The organism is Haemophilus sp. 27098_8_127 (genome assembly GCF_041433495.1).
GTDB lineage: Bacteria > Pseudomonadota > Gammaproteobacteria > Enterobacterales > Pasteurellaceae > Haemophilus_D.
Genome location: NZ_JAPWBP010000003.1, coordinates 138,230 through 160,267, shown reverse-complemented (window position 1 = coordinate 160,267; position 22,038 = coordinate 138,230). Strand labels below are relative to the sequence as shown.

Sequence of the window (22,038 nt, the reverse complement as noted above, 5' to 3'; positions counted from 1 at the left end):
GTTTTTCTTCTCTCGTATTCTGGGATCACGCAGGGTGCAACAAGTGCACCCTACAAAAATTATCTTAGTTTGAGCGTTACAAGCCCCATCAACACCAACATTAAGGAGATAATCCAAAACCGAATAATCACCCGAGGTTCTGGCCAACCTTTTAATTCAAAGTGGTGATGAATTGGTGCCATTCTGAAAATACGTTGTTTTCTTAACTTGTAAGAACCTACTTGCAAAATCACAGACAAGGCTTCAACAACAAATACCCCCCCCATAATCACTAATAAGAACTCTTGGCGAACAAGGATGGCAACAACACCAAGTGCACCACCAAGTGCAAGAGAGCCTACATCACCCATAAAGACTTGAGCCGGATAAGTGTTAAACCATAAGAATCCTAAGCCTGCACCTACGATTGCGGTACAGAACACCACCACTTCAGAGCTATATTTGATATAAGGGATATGTAAGTATTCTGCAAAATTAACGTTACCGGTCGCCCATGCGATTAAAGCAAATGCACCAGCTACTAAAGCGGTTGGCATGATCGCAAGACCATCTAAACCGTCAGTTAAGTTTACCGCATTACCTGTGCCCACAATCACAAAGTAAGACAACACAATATAGAATAGACCCAATTGCGGCATAATATCCTTGAAGAATGGAATCACTAAGCGAGTTGCATCAGTATCATGGCCTAACCAGTACAACCAAATAATCGCCACTAATGCCACAACTGACATCCAGAAATATTTCCAACGTGCAATTAAACCATCGGTATTTTTACGTGTGATTTTACGGAAATCATCCACAAAGCCAATTGCACCATAGCCAAACAACACAAATAAGCAAATCCAAACATAAGGATTCATTAAGTTAGCCCATAATAGCGTACTGACACCGATGGAGAATAAAATCATCACTCCGCCCATAGTTGGCGTACCTTTTTTCGCAAAGTGACTTTCAGGACCATCATTACGCACTTCTTGGCCAAATTTTAAAATTTGAAGGCGTTTGATCACTTTAGGACCAATCCATAAAGAAATGAAAAGTGCGGTCAATAATGCCAAAATCGCACGTACAGTAATATAGGAAATGGCATTGAATGCCGTTTCATAGCGAACTAAATATTCAGCAAGCCAAACTAACATAAGCTATCCTTTAATGAATAAATCGTCTCTTCCATTTTCATTGAGCGCGAGCCTTTCGCTAATACGACGACTTTTTGGTTTTCTTGTAATTTCTGTTTAATAATATCTAACGCATAAGCTGTCAATTCAGCTTTATCTGTAAAATGTTTTCCCAAAACAGCTTCAGAAATGACCGCGCTTTCTGTTCCGTAAGAAAGCACCAAATCTAATTTAGCTTGTTTTGCATGCTCGCCCACTTGTCGATGACATTTTAGGCTATCCTCGCCTAATTCTTTCATATCGCCCACGAGTAGAATGCGGAAAGCATCATAACCTTTTAAAACATCAATCGCAGCTTGTAAAGAATCGACATTTGCATTGTAGGTATCATCTAATAAAAGGAGATTTTCATTCACTTGAATCGGGAATAATCGTCCTTTTACTTGAGAACGATGTTCAAGACCTGCTTTTACATCAGCAAGACTCGCGCCCACATTCATAGCAAGTGCGGTCGCTGCCAAAGCATTTTTTACATTATGCTCACCTAAATAAGGCAAATTAATTCCAATACTACCTTTTGGTGAAACTAACGTAAAGGTTGAGCCATTAGGTGAATGTTTTACATTTTCAGCTTTGTAATCACGACCATTAAAATATTGAATAGCATGGGAACCAATTTCTTTTTGCCACAATTCAATATAATTATGTTCACTGTTAATAATCGCCACGCCATTTTGGGTTAAACCACGATAGATTTCACCTTTAGCTCGAGCTACACCTTCAATGGAGACAAAACCCTCTAAATGTGCAGCCGCTACATTATTCACTAATGCGGTCTCAGGCTGAGCAAGATGCGTGGTGTAGTCAATTTCACCTTGATGATTAGCACCTAATTCAATAACGGCAAATTTATGTTGTTCGGTTAAGCGTAATAACGTTAACGGTACGCCAATATCGTTGTTAAAATTACCATTTGTGAATAACACAGCCTCAGGATTACCTGCTGTTTGTTGTAGAATGGATGCGGTCATCTCTTTTACTGTAGTTTTACCTGATGACCCCGTCATTGCTACGGTATGAGGATTAATTTTTTCACGTAACCATTTTGCTAATTGACCAAGAGCTAAGCGCGTATCTGCAACAACTAATTGTGGCGTTGCAATTTCAGTGTTGGCTTGTTGCACAACTAGGGCTGTCGCACCTTGCTCAACGGCTTTATCTAAGTATTGATGTGCATCAAAATGCTCACCTTTTAATGCAAAGAAAAGTGAGTTAGATACCGATTTACGCGTATCCGTATTGATATTTTCAACAACGGCCTGCTCATCGCCAATAAGATCAGCATTTAAAATTTGAGCAAGCTGTTGGGTAGTTAGTTTAATCATTCTATTTTTTTATTTTTTTGTTAAATAGGCTTCAGCCACTTCTTGATCAGAGAAATGAAGTGTTTTATCTCCAATGATTTGATAGTTTTCATGGCCTTTACCAGCAATCACAATCACGTCATTTTCAACTGCATTCTCAATGGTAAATTTAATGGCTTCTTCACGATCCGGAATCACACCAACATCTTCCATTCGACTAAAACCAGTAAGGATATCGGCTTCAATTTTATTTGGATCTTCTGTGCGTGGATTATCTTGGGTTACGATCACTAAATCAGCAAACTGTTCAGCCGCTTTTGCCATCAGAGGACGCTTGCCTGCATCACGATCTCCGCCACAACCAAAGATACACCAAAGTTTGCCTTTACAATGTTCACGCGCGGCATTTAATGCTTTTTCTAATGCATCCGGAGTATGGGCATAATCAACGACAACCGTTGGTTTACCTGCTTTCTTAATCAATTCCATTCTTCCATTTACCCCTTTTAGCTGTGAAACCGTACGGATAAGATCGTCGAAAGAATAACCTAAAGCCAATAAAACAGCCGTGGCTAACAGCAGATTAATCACGTTAAAAGCGCCAATTAATGGGCTATGTAATGTGCCATTACCCCAACTTGAAGCAACATCAATGACCACACCTTCGTGAGTGAAATGAATCTGTGTTGCATAAAGCCATTGTTTAGAAGTTGGTTGAAAATCTAGGCGACAGCTGACTGCAATACCATTTGCTAATTCATTTAACCATGCAGCCCCAATTGGATCGTCAACATTGAGAATTTGTAATTCAGGCATTAAATCAATGAAAAAGCGTTTTTTAGCTTCCGCATACTTTTCCATTGTCTCGTGATAATCCAAATGATCACGACTTAAATTGGTAAAAATGGCGGCTTTAAATTTAAGGGCTTCAACGCGATGTTGAACTAAACCATGTGAAGACACTTCGATAGAAGCAAAATCTGCCCCATTCTCTACAAAATCAGCAAGGTTTTCTTGAACTTCAACGGCTGAGCCTGTGGTATTTTTTGCTTCTTTGACTTGGCCTAATAAACCATTGCCAATGGTGCCCATGACAGCAGCTTTATGTCCTAATAAGGTTGCCCATTGAGCTAATAATTGAGAAACGGTGGTTTTACCGTTTGTTCCAGTCACACCAACTAAAGTCAATTTTTCGGAAGGATTATCATAAAATTGACCGGCCAACGCTGAAAGATGAGCTGATAAGTGATAATAGTGAATCACTGGCACATTATTTTGCCATTGGATGTTCAAATGCTCGTTTTCTAAATCTGTTTCTAAAACGACCGCACTTGCGCCAAAAGAGATGGCTTGAGGAACAAATTGACTCGCATCAAAACGATGCCCTTTTACTGCCACAAACAAATCATCTTGGGTCACTTTGCGGCTATCTAACACCATTGCCTTCACATTAATGTCTGAAAGCACCGGAAGATCAAAAAGTGCGGTCAATTTTTTCATTGTTTTGCCTTTTCTTAATTCATTTTTTCAAGTTTTTGATCGCTTAAGCGAACAGTACGTCTTGCTGTTTTTTCTGTTGGTTCTGCATCTGGGGCAATACCATTAGCGCGTAATGCATAGCCCATGATGCTTGAGAATACTGGCGCAGATACCGCACCACCATAGTACTGCCCGGCTTTCGGATCGTTAATCAAAATAACTAATGCATAACGTGGATCGCTAATTGGTGCAATACCTGCAGTAAATGCCACATATTTATTAACATAGTGACCATTTTCAATTTTTCGCGCTGTACCTGTTTTCACGCCAACACGATAACCTTCAACCATCGCACGTTTATTTTTGATCGCGACTTTTTCTAACATGCCCACTACGTCTTTCGTGATTTTTTCAGAGAAGACACGTTGACCAATAACTGGCGGATCGACTTTAGTAATAGAAAGTGGGCGATAAATCCCGAAGCTACCTAAAGTAGCATAGGCACGCGCAATTTGTAATGGTGTTGAAGTAATACCATAACCGTAAGCAACAGTTGCACGTTCTATATCGGCCCAACGTTTACGGTTTGCATTTAATACGCCACGCTGCTCACCGATTAAGCCTAACTCAGTATCTTTACCTAAACCTGCATTTTGGTAAGTTTCCATTAATGCTGAAGGTGGCATACGTAAAGCAAGACGACTCACACCACGGTTACTGGAGTTAATCAAAATTTCATCTAAGGTTTGTTGTGGGCGAGGTGCCACGTCAACAATTTCTTTACCACTTACGGTAAATGAACCTGTATTAATTACCTCATCACGTCTCACTGCGCCACGTTGAAGTGCGGTCAATACAACAAAAGGTTTTACGGTTGAACCGGGTTCAAAGGTATCCGTAATCGCACGGTTACGTTTTAATTCATCTTTGACATTAGCCAAATTATTTGGGTTATAAGAAGGTGCAGTTGCCATAGCTAATACTTCACCCGTACGTACATCCACCAATACGGCTGTGCCTGATTCTGCTTTGTTCTCTGTTACCGCTTTTTTGATTTCACGATACACCATGGATTGTAACTTTTCATCAATACTTAAGGTGACATCTTGTGCATCGTATTTTTTCTCATCAGCAATATGTTCAACCACGTTACCACGTTTGTCTTTACGAACAACACGCGCACCGTCTTTACCCACTAACATTGAATTGAAGCTTGCCTCAACCCCTTCAATCCCTTTACCATCAATGTTAGTAAAGCCGATTAATTGAGCCGCCTCTTCTACACGAGGATAAAAACGACGTGGTTCTGTCTCTAATGAGATACCTTTAATTTTGAGTTCACGGATATAATTCGCTTTGCTCGCTTCTACTTGACGAGCTAAATACAAGAAGCCTGATTTTGCATTTTTCTCAATTTTTTTCACCAACTCGGCTGGTGTCATATTTAATTCGTTAGCAAGGGCTTTAATACGTTCTTTATCATCTAGTGCATTTTCTTTTAGCATTAAACGCGGTTCAGCCACGATTGCACTCATAGGTACACTCACCGATAACAATTGGCCGTTACGATCTAAAATTGAACCGCGAACAGAAAGCACGTCATCTTTACGTAATGAACGTTTGTCCGCTTCACCAGAAAGGGTTTCAGAATTAACAGATTGCACATAAGCAGCACGAGCCACTAATGCGCCTAAGCCTAAGAAAATAAAACTTGTCGCGATGAGATAACGACCACGAAGGAAGCATTTCTCAAACACCATTTTCGGTTTGTTCGGTTTTACTGACGCAGGTTGAGCCAATTTTCTAATTGTTTTCTTTGGCTTTCCTGGTTTCTTAGAGGAATTAAATCTAACCATTTTATTCAAAATCTCTATTCAAAAATAACCACTTCTTGTTCACTTTGAACACGTTGCATTTTTAATGTACCAATCGCAATAGATTCAACTCTTGTATTATCACTTTCGGTTGCTTCTTGTAATTGTAAATTGCGATATTCGTTTTCAAGGGCTTGGTGTTGTAATACCAACTGCCCGTTTTCAGAAATTAGGCCCCGTGTTTGATGCGTCATCCAAATTGTGCCCATTGCAGAAGCTAAAATTAATAAAAGTAAGATGACAATTAACTTATTAGAAGAAAAAATATCTTCCACGAGAATATGTTGTAAAGGATAACGTTCGCTATTTTCTAACATCTTATTTCACCCTTTCCGCAATACGTAAAACCGCACTTCTGGAGCGTGGATTTGCCGAAATTTCTGCCTCACTCGGCTGAATAGCTTTACCAATGATTTTTAACTTTTGATTACGTTGAATTTGATCTTCACGTAGTGGTAAACCTCTTGGAATATCCTCGCCTTTGCTTTGCTTACGCATAAAATGTTTTACCATTCTGTCTTCAAGTGAATGGAAACTGATAATCGATAAACGCCCTTCAGGGGCTAACATATCTAATGCAGAATTTAATACACTTTCTAATTCATCTAATTCCGCATTAATATAAATTCGAATGGCTTGGAAACTACGAGTCGCCGGATGCTTATGTTTATCTTTAAACGGCACAGATTGAGCAATTAATTCAGCGAGCTGAGAAGTACGACTTAAACATTCTGTGCCATTTTTGACCGCACTTTTATTAAATTCTACGATGGCAGTGGCAATTCGTTTTGCAAAACGCTCTTCGCCGAAGGTTTTTAACACCCAAGTTAAATCATCAACAGATACTTGTTTTAGCCACTCTGCCGCGGATAAACCTTGTGTGGTATCCATGCGCATATCTAACGGACCATCTTTCATAAAACTGAAACCACGCTCAGCTTCATCAAGCTGTGGAGATGACACCCCTAAATCCAGCAAAATGCCGTCAATTTTACCAACTAAATCGAGTTTTTGACAGATATCTGGAATGTGTGAAAAGCTATTATGTTCAATATGAAAACGAGGGTCTTGGATTTTTTCAGCTTCAGCAATTGCACGAGGATCACGATCCACTGCAATTAAACGACCATGTTCAGAAAGCTGCGAGAGAATGAGGCGAGAATGACCACCACGACCAAAGGTACCATCGATATAAATTCCATTTTCTTTCAACGCCAAACCATTCACCGCTTCGTGAAGCAAAACCGTGATATGTTCAGGTGCAGAAAAGGAATTTTGCATAGTCATAAGTAAACGTTAAATCAAAATCGATAAAGAGAAGATAGAGCGGCGCAAGCACCGCTTATCCTGCTAGTGCTGCTGTTCTATAATGACAGCATTTTTAGTTCTTCAGAAGCACCGAATTCAGCACTTGAGCCAATTTCGATATCTTCATCAATTTGTGCATACCATTCGGTATCGCTCCAAATTTCAAATTTATTCAACTGCCCTACCAACATTAAACCTTTTTCTAATTTTGCGTGTTGACGTAATGGACCACTTAATAAGATACGACCTTGCGCATCCATTTCACATTCTGTGGCATAACCGAGCATTACACGTTGTAAGCGTCGTTGATTTGGGTCAAAGTTGGAAAGTGAAAGTAGTTTTTGTTCGATTTTTTCCCATTCATCTAAAGGATAAAGTAATAAACAAGGCTGACGAATATCAACGGTACAAACCATTTGGCCTTGGTTCTTTTCCATGATTTCAGCACGATAACGAGTAGGGATCGCTACACGACCCTTCGCATCTAAATTTACCGCTGCTGCACCACGAAACATTTCTCTACCTTTAAACGTTTATTTTTAGAAAAATTTGGCAGAATTTTCCACAAAATTCCACTTTTCACCACTTTGCGTAAGTTTATCGGTTGTAGCCTTAACTTGCAAGTAATTAAAACGTAAAGATTGGTAAATTTTGTTAATAAAATAAACAAAAAACCGTTTGAGATTTCTCTCAAACGGTTTTTCAATTTTTAACTCGATTTAATTAGTTATTTACATACGCTTCTTCGTCACGATCACCTAATGGTTTAAGCTGTGTGAAGAATAATACTAAACAAAGTACTGTTAAACCTAAGCCGATATAAACAGATAATTGATAGTCTAAACCGAAACCGATTTTGTTGTATGCAAGGTAAGTGAAACATACAGTACTGATAAATGCCGCAGGGATTGTACATACCCAGTGGAATTTATTATAACGGTATAAGTACGCTGCTGCAGTCCATAACATCACCATTGCAGTAGTTTGGTTCGCCCAAGTGAAGTAACGCCATAAGATAGAGAAATCCACTTTTGATACGATATAACCAACCACGAATAATGGCACAGCAATAATTAAACGTTTAGCTAAGGTTTTTTGTTCTAAATGGAAAAATTCTGCAATAACAAGGCGTGCTGCACGGAATGCTGTATCACCTGATGTAATAGGAAGAACAACCACACCTAACACTGCAAAAATACCACCAACAAGACCTAAGAAGTGGATAGAAGAGTCATAAACCACTTTAGAAGGAGAACCTGCTTTAATCGCTGCTAATAAATCTGGTAAAGAATCATAGAAACTTAAACCAACCGCACACCATACTAATGCAATTACACCTTCACCGATCATCGCACCGTAGAAAATAAAACGTCCTTCTTTTTCGTTTTCAGTACAACGAGCCATTAATGGGCTTTGTGTTGCGTGGAAACCAGATAATGCACCACAAGAGATTGTTAAGAACAAGAGTGGCCATAATGGTAAATCCCCACGTGTTTCAAAGTTTTGGAAGAATTTCTCAAAAGACATACCGTCCACAGAACGATAGAAAGAAATTGGATCTGCTGAGCTAAGATCTGCACTGACTAAACCATATACCATACCTACAGACATAAAGAGTAATAATGCACCGAAGAATGGGTAGATACGACCGATGATTTTATCAACTGGAAGTAATGTCGCAAGAATATAGTAAATGAAGATGATACCAGTCCAAACACTGATCACAGTCGCTTTATCCATACCCCAAACGGTAATACCACCTGCTTCAGCTACCTGATGGATTTCTTCCGCATTGCTAATAGAAATGCTACTTGATGCAGCACCAAACACATCCATTGTAATCGTACCCATTAATTGAGCAGGACTTGCTACGAATACCACACCTACTAATAATAAAAGCACAACAGCTAATACGTTAATGAATGCTTTAACTGGACGACCTAAGTATTTACCTGCAAGGTTTGGCATAGATGCCCCACCATTACGCACACTTAACATTCCGCAGAAATAATCGTGTACCGCACCAGCAAAGATACAACCCACTACAATCCAAAGCATTGCAACTGGTCCGTATAACGCACCAAGAATCGGACCAAAGATCGGACCTGTACCTGCAATATTTAATAATTGAATTAACCAAATCTTAGTTTTAGACATTGGCATATAGTCAACGCCATCATTCATTGTATAAGCTGGCGTTTGACGATTTGGATTGATCACAAAAATGCGCTCAATTACACGACTATAAAAGAAATAACCTGCAAGCAATAACGCCACGCAGAAGAAAAACCACAACATAAAAAATACTCCTCAGGAATAAATGAATACCGAAATTTAGTCATATACTAGACTTCGTCGGCGGTATTCTAAGTGAAAATCATCAAAATCAAAATTTTAATTTTTACATTGTTTCAATTTTGTGATCCATGTCACGTTTATCATTCCGTTTTTTTCACTTACAATAGGCATATAAATTAAAATAATTAATAAAGGATTATCAATGGCTCTCACCCGCTGCCCAGAATGTCGTAAAAAAATCAGCGAATCTGCTCAATTTTGTCCAAATTGTGGGTTTTCTTTTAAAGAAGAAGATCTTGAAATTTACAAACAAAAACTAGAACAACGACGCCAACAAAATGCCGAAATTAATCGAAAAAGCACTAAACTTCACCTTATTTGGTTGGCTATTTTTACTATCGTTATCTTATTGGCAAGTTGGCTGACGGGGAAATAACAAAGTGCGGTTAAAACACGATAAGAATTTTGGCCATACTCCATCTTTATTGCTTAGATATAGGTGAATCTTTTATTTTATCTAACAATACGCTCACTACCTTCGGTACGCCCTTCCCCGCTTTTTCTTTTATTGCGATGACTTGCTTACGAACAAATCCTGTATTGGGATTCGGATCGATTAAGTAAATTGGCGCTTTGCTTGGCGCTTCATTAACTAAGCCATTCGCAGGATACACTTGCAAAGAAGTACCAATCACTAACACGACATCCGCTTGCTCTACGATATCCACTGTACGTTCTAACATCGGCACCATTTCACCGAAAAAAACAATATATGGACGCATTGGATGACCGTTAGGATCTTTATCTTCCAATTTCTGATCGCCAAAACAATCCACAATATAACTTTCATCAAAACTACTACGAGCTTTATTCAGTTCACCATGTAAGTGTAAAACATTCGAACTTCCTGCTCGTTCATGTAAATCATCCACATTTTGCGTGATAATTCTCACATCATAGGCTTTTTCTAATTCAACTAAGGCGATATGTGCAGCATTTGGCTTAGCTGCAGCCGCATTTTTTCGTCGTTGGTTATAGAAATCTAATACTTTCGCTCGATTCTTCTTCAAAGCTTCAGGCGTACAAACTTCTTCGACTTTATGACCCGCCCACAAACCATCTTCCGCTCTAAATGTAGGAATACCACTTTCGGCACTAATTCCTGCGCCAGTTAATACGACACAAATAGGTTTCATAATATCCTCCTCAGTACTTTATATTATAAGCCTGAAAAACAGATTCACTTCGCATTTATAATAAAAAATCGGGCAATTTTTAAACAGCCCGATTTGTTTCCATTTTTGACCGCACTTTATGCTTTTGCGGTATCAATACGTTCGAATGACAACACTTTATTTTCTAATTGACGGAGTAATAAAGTGGCGATACCAGTAATGATGAGGTAAATACCGCCTGCAATACCGTAGATAGTGAGTGCATCATATTCGGTGCCGTAAAGTTGGCGTGCGTATCCCATGATATCCATGATCGTAATGGTAGAAGCTAATGCTGTACCTTTAAATACCAAAATAATTTCATTGGTATAAGAAGGGAGCGCACGTTTTAACGCATAAGGAATGAGAATTTTTAAAGTCTGCATACGACTTAGTCCTAATGCCGCACAGCTTTCCCATTGACCTTTAGAGATCGCTTTTACTGCTCCGTGGAATAATTGGGTTGAATAAGCCGCACTATTCAAAGCCAAAGCTAATGCAGCACAGAACCATGCATTGGAAAATAATCCCCATAATGGACTGTCCACCAACCATTGGAATTGACCAGGGCCTGCATAAATCAAGAAAAATTGCACTAAAAGCGGGGTCCCTGTAAATAAAACAAGGAACAAATTGACCGCACTTTTCACCAATTTATTGCCGATAGAAAGCAAGAAGGTTAGCCCTAATGCTAAGAAAAAGGCAATAAACAAAGACACAACTGTAAGCAACAGGCTAGTCGGAATACCTTGAGCAATGACGGCTAAATACTCTTGAAACATTATTCGACTCCCCGTTCAAATCGAGTGAAACGTAATTCTAATTTGCGAATACCTGCTTGGCTGATCAAAGTAATCACTAAATAAATCAAGGCTGCAATGCCATACCAAGTGAAAGGTTCATGGGTGTTTGTATTGATGTATCCGGCTTGACGCATTAAATCATCTACCCCGATTAACGACACCAGTGCGGTATCTTTTAATAACACGAGCCATTGGTTGCTTAAGCCCGGTAAAGCGTGTCGCCATACTTGTGGCATAATCAAATGGATGAAGGTATAAGGACGACTTAAGCCTAACGCTGCACCTGATTCCCACTGCCCTTTTGGAATGGCTTGAATGGCGCCACGTAAAGTTTGTGAAGCATAAGAGGCAAAAATCAAAGACAATGCAAATACACCACAACCAAAGGCGCTGAATTCGATATACTCCCCCGTCAGCATTTCTACTACTTGGGTTGAACCAAAATAAATCAGTAGAACCACCAAGATTTCCGGTAAACCACGCAATAAAGCAATCACAACAGAAGCTGGTTTTGCAATAAAGACATATTTATTTGCTTCTAAGGCGGTAAAAATAATACTGAGCAATAAACCGACAATTAACGAGCAAATAGCAAGCCCTAAGGTCATTAGGGCTGCATGTCCAATTAATGTAAGATAATCATAAAACATAGATTATTTTGTCATCCATTTGTCATAGATTTTTTGGTATTCACCATTTGCTTTCACGGTTTCTAAACCTTTATTTAAGCTTTCTAGCAATTCTTTACTTGATTTATTCACCGCGATACCTAAACCATTACCGAAATATTTTTTGTTAGTCACTTTCTCGCCAACAAATTGAATTTCAGGCTCTTTAGAAATCATATCAGACAATACGGCGGTATCACCGAAGATAATATCAATACGACCATTTTTTAAGTCTAAGATCGCATCTTGTAAGCTTGCATAAGATTTTGCATTATATTGCTTGGTTTCTGCGGCAGTATATTGTTGGAATGTTGTTCCATTTTGAACACCAATTGTTTTTGCTGAAGCTAAATCTGCTTTTCCTTTTAAAGCCACATAACTTGCTGTGCTATCATAATACGCATTAGAAAATGAAACTTGTTTTGCACGCGCTTCAGTAATATCCATCGCAGAAATCGCTGCATCAAAACGTTTTGCTTTCAAGCTTGGAATTAACGCATCAAATGCTTGGCTTTTGAAATGACAAGTCGCTTGAATTTCCTTACAAATTGCATTCGCTACATCCACATCAAAACCAATGATTTCGCCTTTTTCATTCGTTGTTTCAAATGGCGGGTAGCTCGGCTCCATCGCGAAAGTGATTTCTTGTGCATTCGCAGCAAAAGCTGAGCCCATTAACATTGCGCTTAAAAGTAATTTTTTCATGTTGTGTTTCCTTATTCTGAGTGTGAAAGATATTGTTTAAATTGTTCGGTTTTGGGATTATCAAAGCAATCTGCACTGCCCATTTCAATAATCTTACCTTGTTCCATATAAACGACCTTGGTCGCCACTTTTTGTGCCACATTCACTTCGTGGGTCACAATCACTTGAGTAATGCCTGTTTGTTGAAGTTCTTTAATGATATCAACAACTTGAGCTGTAATCTCTGGATCCAGTGCAGCCGTTGGCTCATCAAACAACAACACTTGCGGTTTCATCATTAATGCTCGAGCAATGGCAACACGTTGTTGCTGACCGCCAGATAAGTGAAGCGGGAAACGATCGGCATGCTCTTCCAAACGTAAACGTTTTAAAAGTTCTAATGCATCTTTTTTCGCTTCTTCCTCGCTAATGCCTAACACTTTTTTCGGCGCTTCAATTAGGTTTTCAATCACCGTTAAATGTGGCCAAAGATTGTATTGCTGAAATACCATGCCAACATCTTGACGAAGTTGACGAATGGCTTTCGGGTTATTATTCGCTTGAGATAAATCAAAATGATTATTCGCAATATGCAATTCGCCAGAGGTTGGTACTTCTAATAAATTTAATGTACGGATTAACGTACTTTTTCCTGCACCACTTGGTCCGAGTAACACCACGGTATCGCCTTCTTGTGCATCAAGATTGATATCAAACAATGCCTGTGATGAACCATAAAAGAAATTCAAATTTTTAACACTAATCGCCATACTAAGTTTACTGCTATCCTCTCTTGATTTCTAAGAATGAATAAATATTACTTTTTAATGATTAATTATGCAAGTATTTTTATAAAAAAATCCCAAAAAACTTTTTGGGATCTTTAAATCATTGAATTTTAAACCGCACTTATCGCGAATTAGGCCTCTTTCGCCATCTCAAATTCAACCAGCATCATTAAAATATGGATCACTTTAATATGAATTTCTTGAATACGATCTGCATAACCAAAGTGTGGCACACGAATTTCAACATCCGCTAAACCTGCCATTTTACCGCCATCTTTACCTGTCATCGCAATCACTTTCATACCTTTTGCTTTCGCCGCTTCGATCGCATTTAAGATATTTTTAGAATTGCCTGATGTCGATAATCCAAATAAAACGTCGCCTTCTTTACCCACGGCCTCAACAAAGCGAGAGAATACATATTCATAACCAAAGTCATTACTTACACAGCTTAAATGACTTACATCAGAAATCGCAATTGCAGGATAGCCAGGACGATTTTCACGATAACGACCGGTTAGTTCTTCGGCAAAATGCATAGCATCACAGTGAGAACCACCATTACCGCAAGATAATACTTTCCCGCCATTTTTAAAGCTTTCGGCTAACAATTTAGCTGCTTTTTCAATAAGTTTGATGTTGTTATCATCTGAAACAAACTTATTTAGTACGTCTTGTGCTTCCACAAGCTCAGCTTTAATTTGATCAAAATACATTTTATTCTCCTTAAAAATTAAAATTCGAAATCGCGTTGGCATTGTATAGCGTTCATTTCAAATAATCCACTGCTCTTTCTTATCTCTCTATTTTTCAGCTTACTTCTCATTATTTTGCGATACGAATCACAGATTCAATTAAAAACGCTGTAAAAAATGACCGCACTTTTTAAACTCAATAAATTTAAAAAGGAAACATCATGAGAGCGATTTACTTATTAGTTTGCCTCCTATTCAGCCAAATAACCTGGGCGAATGAGCGTGATTTAATGCTATTAGAAACTTATGAAAACCAAGATGTTCAAGGTTGGGTAATGTCAGAAAAATTAGATGGGGTACGAGGTTATTGGGATGGCAAAACATTATTAAGTCGTCAAGGACTGCCCTTGCCAGCACCGACCTATTTTACCGCTCAATTTCCGCCTTTTGCCATTGATGGTGAGATATTTAGTGAACGTAATCAATTTGAAGAGATTGCCTCTATCACGAAATCCTTTAAAGATGATAATTGGACAAAATTGATACTTTATGTTTTCGATGTGCCTAATGCATCAGGCAATCTCTTTGAACGTCTCAAAACCTTAGAAGATTATTTGAAAGAACACCCTACACCTTATATCAAGATTATTCCGCAAATTCCGATACGAGATAAAACACATTTATTCGAGTATTTGCATGAAGTGGAAGCGAAAAAAGGTGAAGGAATTGTATTACGTAATCCTAATGCGCCTTACGAAAGAAAACGCAGTACACAAATTTTAAAGTTAAAAAGCACTTATGATGAAGAGTGCACAGTGATAGCACATCACAAAGGGAAAGGACAATTTGAGAATATACTCGGATCACTCACCTGTGAAAATCATCGTGGAAAATTCAAAATTGGTTCAGGATTTAATCTGAGTGAGCGCGAAAATCCACCGCCTATTGGTAGCACGATCACCTACAAATATCGAGGATTAACTAATTCTGGGAAACCTCGTTTTGCTACTTATTGGCGAGAGAAAAAATAAGAGCGGTCAAAAACATCACTATTTTTGACCGCTCTTTATGTTTAATAACTCAATTATAGGTGTTGATTAATAAACGCCGCTAATTGATTTTTTGGTAATGCACCGACTTGTGTTGCAACAAGTTGGCCATTTTTGAAAAGTAGTAAAGTAGGAATACTACGTATACCAAATTGACCAGCCACTAATTGGTTATCATCGACGTTGATTTTAACGATTTTTGCTTTACCTGCGAATTCAGGTGCAATTTCATCTAAAATTGGCGCAATCATTTTGCAAGGACCACACCAAGGTGCCCAGAAATCCACTAATACTGGGATATCAGATTGCACAACGGCAGTTTCAAAATCTGCATCATTAATATGTAATACTTCGCTCATTTTTGTTTCCTTATTTAATAAGGTGCTAACGAATCAACACCTAACGTTAATTGATGTTATGCATAATAGCACAAGGCATATTGAATTGCACAGATTAGTCCGATTGATAAAAACTAATTATTTAAGTTGTGCAAAGGCCTGTAATAAATCGGCTTTGATGTCTTCCACATCTTCTAAACCAACAGAAAAACGCAATAATGTGTTTGTAATACCACGAGCGACGCGTTCTGCTTCAGGAATATCCATATGGGTTTGGGTTGCTGGATAGGTAATAAAGCTTTCTGTTCCCCCTAGACTTTCTGCAAAGGTAATCAACTTGATTGATTTTAAGAACGTATTTACCCAATTTTCATCTTTCAAACGGAAAGACAGCATACCGCCTTTGTTTGGATATAATACGCTATCAATTTGTGGCTGTTGGCGTAAGAATTCTGCAATTGCCTTCGCATTATCTTGATGGCGTTTCATACGTAATGAAAGGGTTTTCATACCACGCACGGTTAACCAAGAATCAAATGGCGAAAGTACGGCACCTGCACCATTTTGAATATAAGCGATACGATCACAAAGTTCTTGTCCTTTTGCAATAATCAAGCCCACTAAACTATCATTATGACCTGCAATATATTTTGTACCACTGTGGATCACAATATCTGCGCCTAAATCTAATGGACGAGATAGCACAGGAGTTAAGAAGGTATTATCCACAATCATTAATAAATTGTGCTTTTCCGCTAATTTCGCAATTTCTGCTACATCACACTCTTCCATTAATGGATTTGATGGGGTTTCAATAAAAATTGCTTTTGTATTCGCTGTAATTGCGGCTTCAATTTCAGTTAAAGAAGCGGTGTTCACATAAACGGGTTTTACGCTGTTGTTATTTTTATAGGCAAAATCCAATAAACGATAAGTCCCACCATATACATCACTTGACACAATCCATTGATCAGGGCCTTTAAATAGGTTCATCAGCACTTGAATTGCCGCCATGCCAGAGGAAAAGGCAAAACCACGATCACCATTTTCTAATTTTGCTACGGTATCTTCCAAAACACTACGTGTTGGGTTTTTCGTGCGGGTATAATCAAACCCTGTGCTTTCACCAATCCCATGGTGGCCATAAGCCGTTGAAAGATAAATGGGCGTTGAAACCGCACCAGTGCGCTCATCACTGCGATTTCCCGCTTGAGCTAATAATGTATCGATAGAATATTGTTGTGTCATAATTTACCTCTAAAACATGCAAAAATTTGACCGCACTTTTCTTGATTTAATGGCGAACAAAACGCTCCAATTTTGTCACAAACCCAATCACGATAAAAGTAGAAATTGAAAACTAAGCTAAAATTATATTCTTGAGTCAAATTTTGCTGTAATTTCAACCGAAACGAAGATTTTTTCAACATTTGAATTTTTTTTTCAGATCTTCGATTGACAGAATTTCAAATTCCCGTAAAATGCACCGCACTAACAGCGTATGCGGGAATAGCTCAGTTGGTAGAGCACGACCTTGCCAAGGTCGGGGTCGCGAGTTCGAGCCTCGTTTCCCGCTCCAAACTAACGGCGTGTTAGCAAAGCGGTTATGCACTGGATTGCAAATCCATGTAGCTCGGTTCGACTCCGGGACACGCCTCCATAACCACGCAGTTAGTTAATCACTCAATGCCCGAGTGGTGGAATCGGTAGACACAAGGGATTTAAAATCCCTCGCCTTTCGAGGCGTGCCAGTTCAAGTCTGGCTTCGGGCACCATCTAATTCCAAACCAATAATCAGTACCTAGTCCAATACTTAACTTTAATTTTTAATTATCGTTAGGTGAGGAATTATGGACTTCTCTTCTGTTTCTAAAAAACCTTATATTATTACTGTCGCTTGTACTAAAGGCGGTTCTGCAAAAAGTACAAATGCTGCCAATATTGGGGCGTTCTGCGCTGACCACGGTTTAAGAACTCTTCTTATTGATACTGATACTCAACCAACCTTAAGCTCTTATTATGCTTTAACTGAAGAAGCTCCCGGTGGTATTTATGAGTTTTTAACCCGTCGTGATATTGAACCTTCCCATATCATTTCAAAAACATCCATTCCTAATTTGGATTTAATTCAATCAAATGACCCATCAAACAATGTAAGTCAAACTCTACGTAATGCCCCTGATGGTGCAATTCGATTTAGTCACTTAATTAAAAACATTGATAATTATGATGTTATTGTGGTTGATACTCGAGGTACTAGAGACATTACTGTCGATATGTCTGTCTTAGCAGCTGACATCCTATTCTGCCCTATTCTTCCACACATTCTTTCTGCGAAAGAATTTATCCGTGGAACTATCGGAATGTATCAAGATTTAGAAACCTTTGAATCATTTGGCTTCAAATTACCACCTCTCAAAGCTATCGCAAATTGCGTTGATAATACTAATGACGTGAAATTTGTACTCAATCAATTGCATGTCCTATTTGAAACCAATTTTGATGAAAGCAAAACCTTCCTTGATTTTTCAATCCCTGCGCATGTGGCATATAGAGAAGCTGCAACTTATTCATTGCCAGTTTATCGCCATAGCCAAGCTGAATATCCTGTTATCAAAGAACTGTGTTGCTTGTTACTCCCTCAATTTAAAACACTTTTTGATAAACCAATGAAAAAGGAAGGCTAATATGACTGATAAACTTATTGCTTCTATTGAAGCGGAAAGTGCGGTCATTGGTGCTCTCATTATTGATAATGACAAATTTGATGAGATCGCAACTTTACTGCGCTCTGATGATTTTTATGTCTCAGCTCATAAAGTATTGTTTGAAGGTGTTAGCCATCTATTAACACAAGGAAAACCCGCTGATATTTTAACTTTGGAGCAGTATTTCAAAGATAAAAAACTGATTGATCAGATAGGGGGATTAGCATACTTAGCTGACATTATTCACAATACCCCTTCTGCATCTAATATCACTGCGTATGCTGAGATTATTTCTCGTTATAGCAAACAACGTCGTTTTTTGACTCTGGGCCAGTTTATTGTAACTGAAATGCAATCTTCAAAAGATGAGATTGAATTAACTTCTTTTGAGGAAAGTGTTGATAAGCAATATACCAATATTGTCATCGAACAAGAGACGGATGGTGTTGCTGATCTTAATGCAAGTTTCGAGCGAATCCTTTCTCGCATGGAAACGTCCTCTATTAATGCCGATCCAGTTAGTGGAACACCAACAGGCATTATTGAATTAGATAGAGCAACAACAGGCGGTCAACCAGGAGAACTTATCATTATTGCAGCTCGTCCAGCAATGGGTAAAACAACCTTTGCACAAACGATTGCCGCAAGTACGTTAGATAAATTTCCTGACAGCCCTATCCAATTTTACAGTCAAGAAATGCCAGCTGATCAACTATTAGAACGTTTTATGGCAATGCGCTCTCGCGTCAGCTTGCAATCTATTCGTCAAGCGACTGAGCTTGAAGAGGAAGAATGGACTCGCCTTGCTAATGCAATGGGGACAATTAAAAAAGACTGGAAAGATCGTTTGTTAATTGATGATGAAGCTTCTTTAACACCTCATCGTTTACGCGCCAAAGTACGTAAAAACACTCGTCTATACGGCAAACCTAAAGCGATTTTCATTGATTATATCCAACTAATGAGAACTGGAAATAAAACTGAAAATCGCAATTTAGAACTTGCCGAAATATCCAATGATTTAAAGAAATTAGCCAAAGAAACTGGATGCCCAATTTATGCATTATCTCAACTAAACCGAGGTTTAGAAAATCGAGCTAATAAGCGTCCAATCAATGCCGACTTACGTGACTCCGGCTCTCTTGAACAAGATGCTGATGTCATCATTCATCTTTATAGAGATGAAATCTATAACCCTGACACAGAAGATAAAGGCATTGCGGAAATCATCATTGGTAAACAGCGTAATGGCCCGTTAGCCACAGTAAAAACACTGTTTCAAGGTCAATACAGCATTTTTGAGAATTTAACGACACAGGATAGATATTATGAATAATCCATTTATTGCTAAAAATAAAAAACAACAAAGTCAATTAGACGCGATTGCGAAAGGATTAAATGTTCAACCTATTAATAATCAGTCTGCTGCTTATCAAACAACAACAGCAACACATTATCCTGCGCAATCTAAATACATTACCGTTACGTTAGATAAATTACGCCCTTATGAACACAACCCTCGTAAGACACGTAATCCTAACTTTGAAATGATTAAAGAGTCAATTCGTCGTCGTGGTCTTGATCATAAACCAAATATCACTCAACGACCTGGCGAACCTTTTTATATCATCGCTGACGGTGGGAATACTCGTATTCAAGCATTAAAAGAACTGTTTACAGAGACTCAAGATCAACGTTTTTGGTCTATTGAATGCTTATATAAACCCTGGAAAGGTGAAAGTGCTGATAGTGTAGAAGCGGAATTAGATTTGCTTATTGGTCATTTAATTGAAAATGATACACGTGCAGATTTAACCTTTATTGAGAAAGCGTTGGGAATTCAGCAAGCGAAAGAATACTACGAGAAAAAGTTAGGAAAATCCCTTTCTGCTCGCGAGCTTTCAAGTGAGTTAGAAAAAGATGGGTATATCATTCAATTTTCAATGATTGCGAAGATGGGACGTTGCATTGAGTATCTTTATCCTTATATCCCGGATGTACTTTTTAACGGTTTAGGTAATGCGCCAATTGATAAATTGCTTGCGATTCGTAATAACGCCTTAGCCATTTGGCAAAATTATCAATTTGAATTGGAAGTGTCCTTTGATGAAATTTGGGGACACAGCCTAGCTCGTTGTAATGATGACCAACCGTTTCATATCAAAGTATTCCAAGACCATCTCATTGATGAAATGTCATCCATGTTAGGTGATCGTGTAAGTTATGAAGTCCTTTACCTTGAAATTGATCTCGATGAGCAAAAATTCAAGAAAATGGCGCAAAAACAACACGAAATACAACAAAGCGTACAAGAAAGCATCCAAGATGTTCAAGCGTTTAATACGCCACAGCCACAAGAAACCGCATTAGACACATTATCTCAACCTAGCGTAGTCAATACTCCAAAAATGACTACCCCTGAAAAAAAATCAATACCTGCGCCAGTATTAAAGCAAGCAAGTGTTGAAATTTCTCCTTCATTTGAGAATGAAGCAGATGATAAAACAGAGGATGAAGAGTTTGATGAAACTAATGCTAGTTCAGATGGCCTTTCTTTTGATTTTGCTAAAAATTTAACTCAACAATTTGGTATTACTCCAGGCATGAGCATTCAGGAGCAACGCCAACAACGTGCAGAAGAAAATGGATTAGGCTTTGCTTGCGTAGGCCGTCAACCAGTTGATGATATTTGGAAAATTTATCCTGGTCGTCAGCATAAAGTAGAAGCTTATTCACTAGCACTCGACATTGCGGAAAGTGTTGGATTAACTGACTACATTGAACATGTAGTAAAAGAGCCTGTTGATTACACTTACCGCGTAAAACCATTAGATAAAGATGTGAGCGGTGTAGCACAGATGTGTTATGACTTCTTAAATTTATTACAAACAGATGTGCACCCACAGACATCTTTCACCTTATTACCGGAATATTTACTCAATACTCAAGAAATTGATGATACCACGCTAGTTAAATTATTCCGTTTAATTCGCCTCGTTCGCTATATTCGTTCAGAAGGAGATGCATAATGAGCATGTTCAGCAATTTAAACCAAGTGGTATTGAATGAGATTTTGGTTAATTTACAAGAAGGCAATATCAATGTTTGCCGGAACTATGGTTTCTCAAAACAAGAATTGCAAGAAATTGAAAAACTCAGCACAGAGGAAGTTTATGAACTGGCTAACACCAAAGCTCCCTTTGCCAAAGTTGAAATTAATCACGATGCATTTTGGCGATTAGTGGCTCGAGTACGCATGTCGTCACAAGAACGTCGCCTTATTGATCGCGCATTAATGTTAGGTGCATCCATCCAAATGCTCAATTCCTACTTCGGCTTAACCACTTCAAAAGTATCTGCTCGTCGTAGCCTACTTGGAAAACAAGAACCAATGGGACGTAAGCCAGCTGCAACCGAAGAGGAAGAAAAATTAATTTGGGACTTATGGCAAGAGCATAAAGGTGATGTTCAAACAATTGAATCAACAGAAGGACTAGAGCTGTTAATTTTAATTGCGGAAGAAACCGGTATTAATTTAACTGAAATTTGGAAACTTGTTAGCCGCTGGAATGCAGCTTAAAAAACATAACGCCCAACCTAGTGCGTTACGTTAAGTTGGGCGTTATTCATATCGTTAGTAAGGAACT

The 22,038-nt window shown here is 38.5% G+C and carries 22 protein-coding genes and 3 tRNA genes; 9 read left to right on the top strand and 16 right to left on the bottom strand.

Going from position 1 to position 22,038, the window contains the following annotated elements; translation table 11 throughout:
- Window positions 1–59 precede the first annotated feature (59 nt).
- The 8 genes from mraY to O3746_RS05080 form a co-directional block, all read right to left on the bottom strand.
- The gene (gene mraY / locus O3746_RS05115; protein ID WP_049364429.1) at window positions 60–1,142 is read right to left on the bottom strand and encodes a phospho-N-acetylmuramoyl-pentapeptide-transferase; all 1,083 of its coding nucleotides are present in this window, start codon (window positions 1,140–1,142) and stop codon (window positions 60–62) included.
- Complete coding sequence (gene murF / locus O3746_RS05110; protein ID WP_308603044.1) at window positions 1,136–2,506, bottom strand: UDP-N-acetylmuramoyl-tripeptide--D-alanyl-D-alanine ligase; 1,371 nt, start codon at window positions 2,504–2,506, stop codon at window positions 1,136–1,138. The genes mraY and murF overlap by 7 nt, the downstream gene beginning before the upstream one ends.
- Window positions 2,507–2,515: 9 nt before the next feature.
- On the bottom strand, window positions 2,516–3,985 hold the full coding sequence (murE, locus tag O3746_RS05105; protein WP_371447938.1) for a UDP-N-acetylmuramoyl-L-alanyl-D-glutamate--2,6-diaminopimelate ligase: 1,470 nt from the start codon (window positions 3,983–3,985) through the stop codon (window positions 2,516–2,518).
- Window positions 3,986–3,999: 14 nt separating this feature from the next.
- On the bottom strand, window positions 4,000–5,820 hold the full coding sequence (locus tag O3746_RS05100) for a penicillin-binding transpeptidase domain-containing protein (protein WP_049366208.1): 1,821 nt from the start codon (window positions 5,818–5,820) through the stop codon (window positions 4,000–4,002).
- Window positions 5,821–5,834: 14 nt separating this feature from the next.
- Window positions 5,835–6,155, bottom strand: a complete 321-nt coding sequence (gene ftsL / locus O3746_RS05095; protein ID WP_302482248.1) for a cell division protein FtsL — start codon at window positions 6,153–6,155, stop codon at window positions 5,835–5,837.
- 1 nt (window position 6,156) lies between these two features.
- Entirely contained in the window at window positions 6,157–7,125 is a 969-nt protein-coding gene (gene rsmH, locus O3746_RS05090) for a 16S rRNA (cytosine(1402)-N(4))-methyltransferase RsmH (RefSeq protein ID WP_369866725.1), read from the bottom strand.
- 77 nt (window positions 7,126–7,202) lie between these two features.
- Window positions 7,203–7,661, bottom strand: coding sequence for a division/cell wall cluster transcriptional repressor MraZ (gene mraZ, locus O3746_RS05085; RefSeq protein WP_005696540.1), 459 nt, complete (start codon window positions 7,659–7,661; stop codon window positions 7,203–7,205).
- A gap of 208 nt (window positions 7,662–7,869) precedes the next feature.
- Window positions 7,870–9,444, bottom strand: coding sequence for a carbon starvation protein A (locus O3746_RS05080; protein WP_371447934.1), 1,575 nt, complete (start codon window positions 9,442–9,444; stop codon window positions 7,870–7,872).
- A gap of 202 nt (window positions 9,445–9,646) precedes the next feature.
- Between O3746_RS05080 and O3746_RS05075 the strand changes: the two genes are divergently transcribed.
- Complete coding sequence (locus O3746_RS05075; RefSeq protein ID WP_197559236.1) at window positions 9,647–9,880, top strand: zinc ribbon domain-containing protein; 234 nt, start codon at window positions 9,647–9,649, stop codon at window positions 9,878–9,880.
- A gap of 46 nt (window positions 9,881–9,926) precedes the next feature.
- Here O3746_RS05075 and O3746_RS05070 read toward each other — a convergent pair whose 3' ends face one another.
- The 6 genes from O3746_RS05070 to lpcA form a co-directional block, all read right to left on the bottom strand.
- Complete coding sequence (locus tag O3746_RS05070) at window positions 9,927–10,640, bottom strand: NAD-dependent deacylase (protein ID WP_197559235.1); 714 nt, start codon at window positions 10,638–10,640, stop codon at window positions 9,927–9,929.
- 116 nt (window positions 10,641–10,756) lie between these two features.
- The gene (gene artM / locus O3746_RS05065) at window positions 10,757–11,440 is read right to left on the bottom strand and encodes an arginine ABC transporter permease ArtM (protein WP_193451485.1); all 684 of its coding nucleotides are present in this window, start codon (window positions 11,438–11,440) and stop codon (window positions 10,757–10,759) included.
- The gene (gene artQ / locus O3746_RS05060; RefSeq protein WP_005696554.1) at window positions 11,440–12,111 is read right to left on the bottom strand and encodes an arginine ABC transporter permease ArtQ; all 672 of its coding nucleotides are present in this window, start codon (window positions 12,109–12,111) and stop codon (window positions 11,440–11,442) included. Before artQ ends, artM begins: the two co-directional genes overlap by 1 nt.
- Window positions 12,112–12,114: 3 nt before the next feature.
- A complete protein-coding gene (locus O3746_RS05055) occupies window positions 12,115–12,834 on the bottom strand; it encodes an arginine ABC transporter substrate-binding protein (RefSeq protein ID WP_197559234.1) in 720 nt (239 codons plus the stop codon).
- 11 nt (window positions 12,835–12,845) lie between these two features.
- Entirely contained in the window at window positions 12,846–13,583 is a 738-nt protein-coding gene (artP, locus tag O3746_RS05050) for an arginine ABC transporter ATP-binding protein ArtP (protein WP_005696556.1), read from the bottom strand.
- 149 nt (window positions 13,584–13,732) lie between these two features.
- Window positions 13,733–14,317, bottom strand: coding sequence for a D-sedoheptulose 7-phosphate isomerase (gene lpcA, locus O3746_RS05045; protein WP_014065007.1), 585 nt, complete (start codon window positions 14,315–14,317; stop codon window positions 13,733–13,735).
- A 200-nt stretch (window positions 14,318–14,517) separates the two neighbouring features.
- Between lpcA and O3746_RS05040 the strand changes: the two genes are divergently transcribed.
- Complete coding sequence (locus O3746_RS05040; RefSeq protein ID WP_197559233.1) at window positions 14,518–15,327, top strand: DNA ligase; 810 nt, start codon at window positions 14,518–14,520, stop codon at window positions 15,325–15,327.
- A 53-nt stretch (window positions 15,328–15,380) separates the two neighbouring features.
- On the opposite strand, the gene trxA is transcribed toward O3746_RS05040, so the two are convergent.
- Window positions 15,381–15,704 carry a thioredoxin gene (gene trxA / locus O3746_RS05035; RefSeq protein WP_049356568.1) on the bottom strand — a complete coding sequence of 108 codons (324 nt, stop codon included), beginning with the start codon at window positions 15,702–15,704 and terminating at the stop codon, window positions 15,381–15,383.
- Between the two features lie 117 nt (window positions 15,705–15,821).
- A complete protein-coding gene (locus tag O3746_RS05030) occupies window positions 15,822–16,931 on the bottom strand; it encodes a methionine biosynthesis PLP-dependent protein (protein ID WP_371447928.1) in 1,110 nt (369 codons plus the stop codon).
- Window positions 16,932–17,186: 255 nt separating this feature from the next.
- On the opposite strand from O3746_RS05030, the gene O3746_RS05025 reads away from it, so the two are divergent.
- The 7 genes from O3746_RS05025 to O3746_RS04995 all read left to right on the top strand — a co-directional run bounded on the left by O3746_RS05025 (window position 17,187) and on the right by O3746_RS04995 (window position 21,971).
- Window positions 17,187–17,262: transfer RNA gene (locus O3746_RS05025), tRNA-Gly, on the top strand.
- Between the two features lie 7 nt (window positions 17,263–17,269).
- Window positions 17,270–17,343, top strand: a tRNA-Cys gene (locus O3746_RS05020).
- Window positions 17,344–17,371: 28 nt separating this feature from the next.
- A tRNA-Leu gene (locus tag O3746_RS05015) sits at window positions 17,372–17,458 on the top strand.
- Window positions 17,459–17,533: 75 nt separating this feature from the next.
- Window positions 17,534–18,370: a ParA family protein gene (locus O3746_RS05010; protein WP_011271825.1), complete on the top strand. Its 837-nt coding sequence runs from the start codon at window positions 17,534–17,536 to the stop codon at window positions 18,368–18,370.
- A gap of 1 nt (window position 18,371) precedes the next feature.
- Window positions 18,372–19,727, top strand: a complete 1,356-nt coding sequence (dnaB, locus tag O3746_RS05005; RefSeq protein ID WP_011271826.1) for a replicative DNA helicase — start codon at window positions 18,372–18,374, stop codon at window positions 19,725–19,727.
- On the top strand, window positions 19,720–21,420 hold the full coding sequence (locus O3746_RS05000; RefSeq protein ID WP_011271827.1) for a ParB family protein: 1,701 nt from the start codon (window positions 19,720–19,722) through the stop codon (window positions 21,418–21,420). Before dnaB ends, O3746_RS05000 begins: the two co-directional genes overlap by 8 nt.
- Entirely contained in the window at window positions 21,420–21,971 is a 552-nt protein-coding gene (locus tag O3746_RS04995; protein ID WP_005653590.1) for a DUF2857 domain-containing protein, read from the top strand. Before O3746_RS05000 ends, O3746_RS04995 begins: the two co-directional genes overlap by 1 nt.
- Window positions 21,972–22,038: the final 67 nt, after the last annotated feature.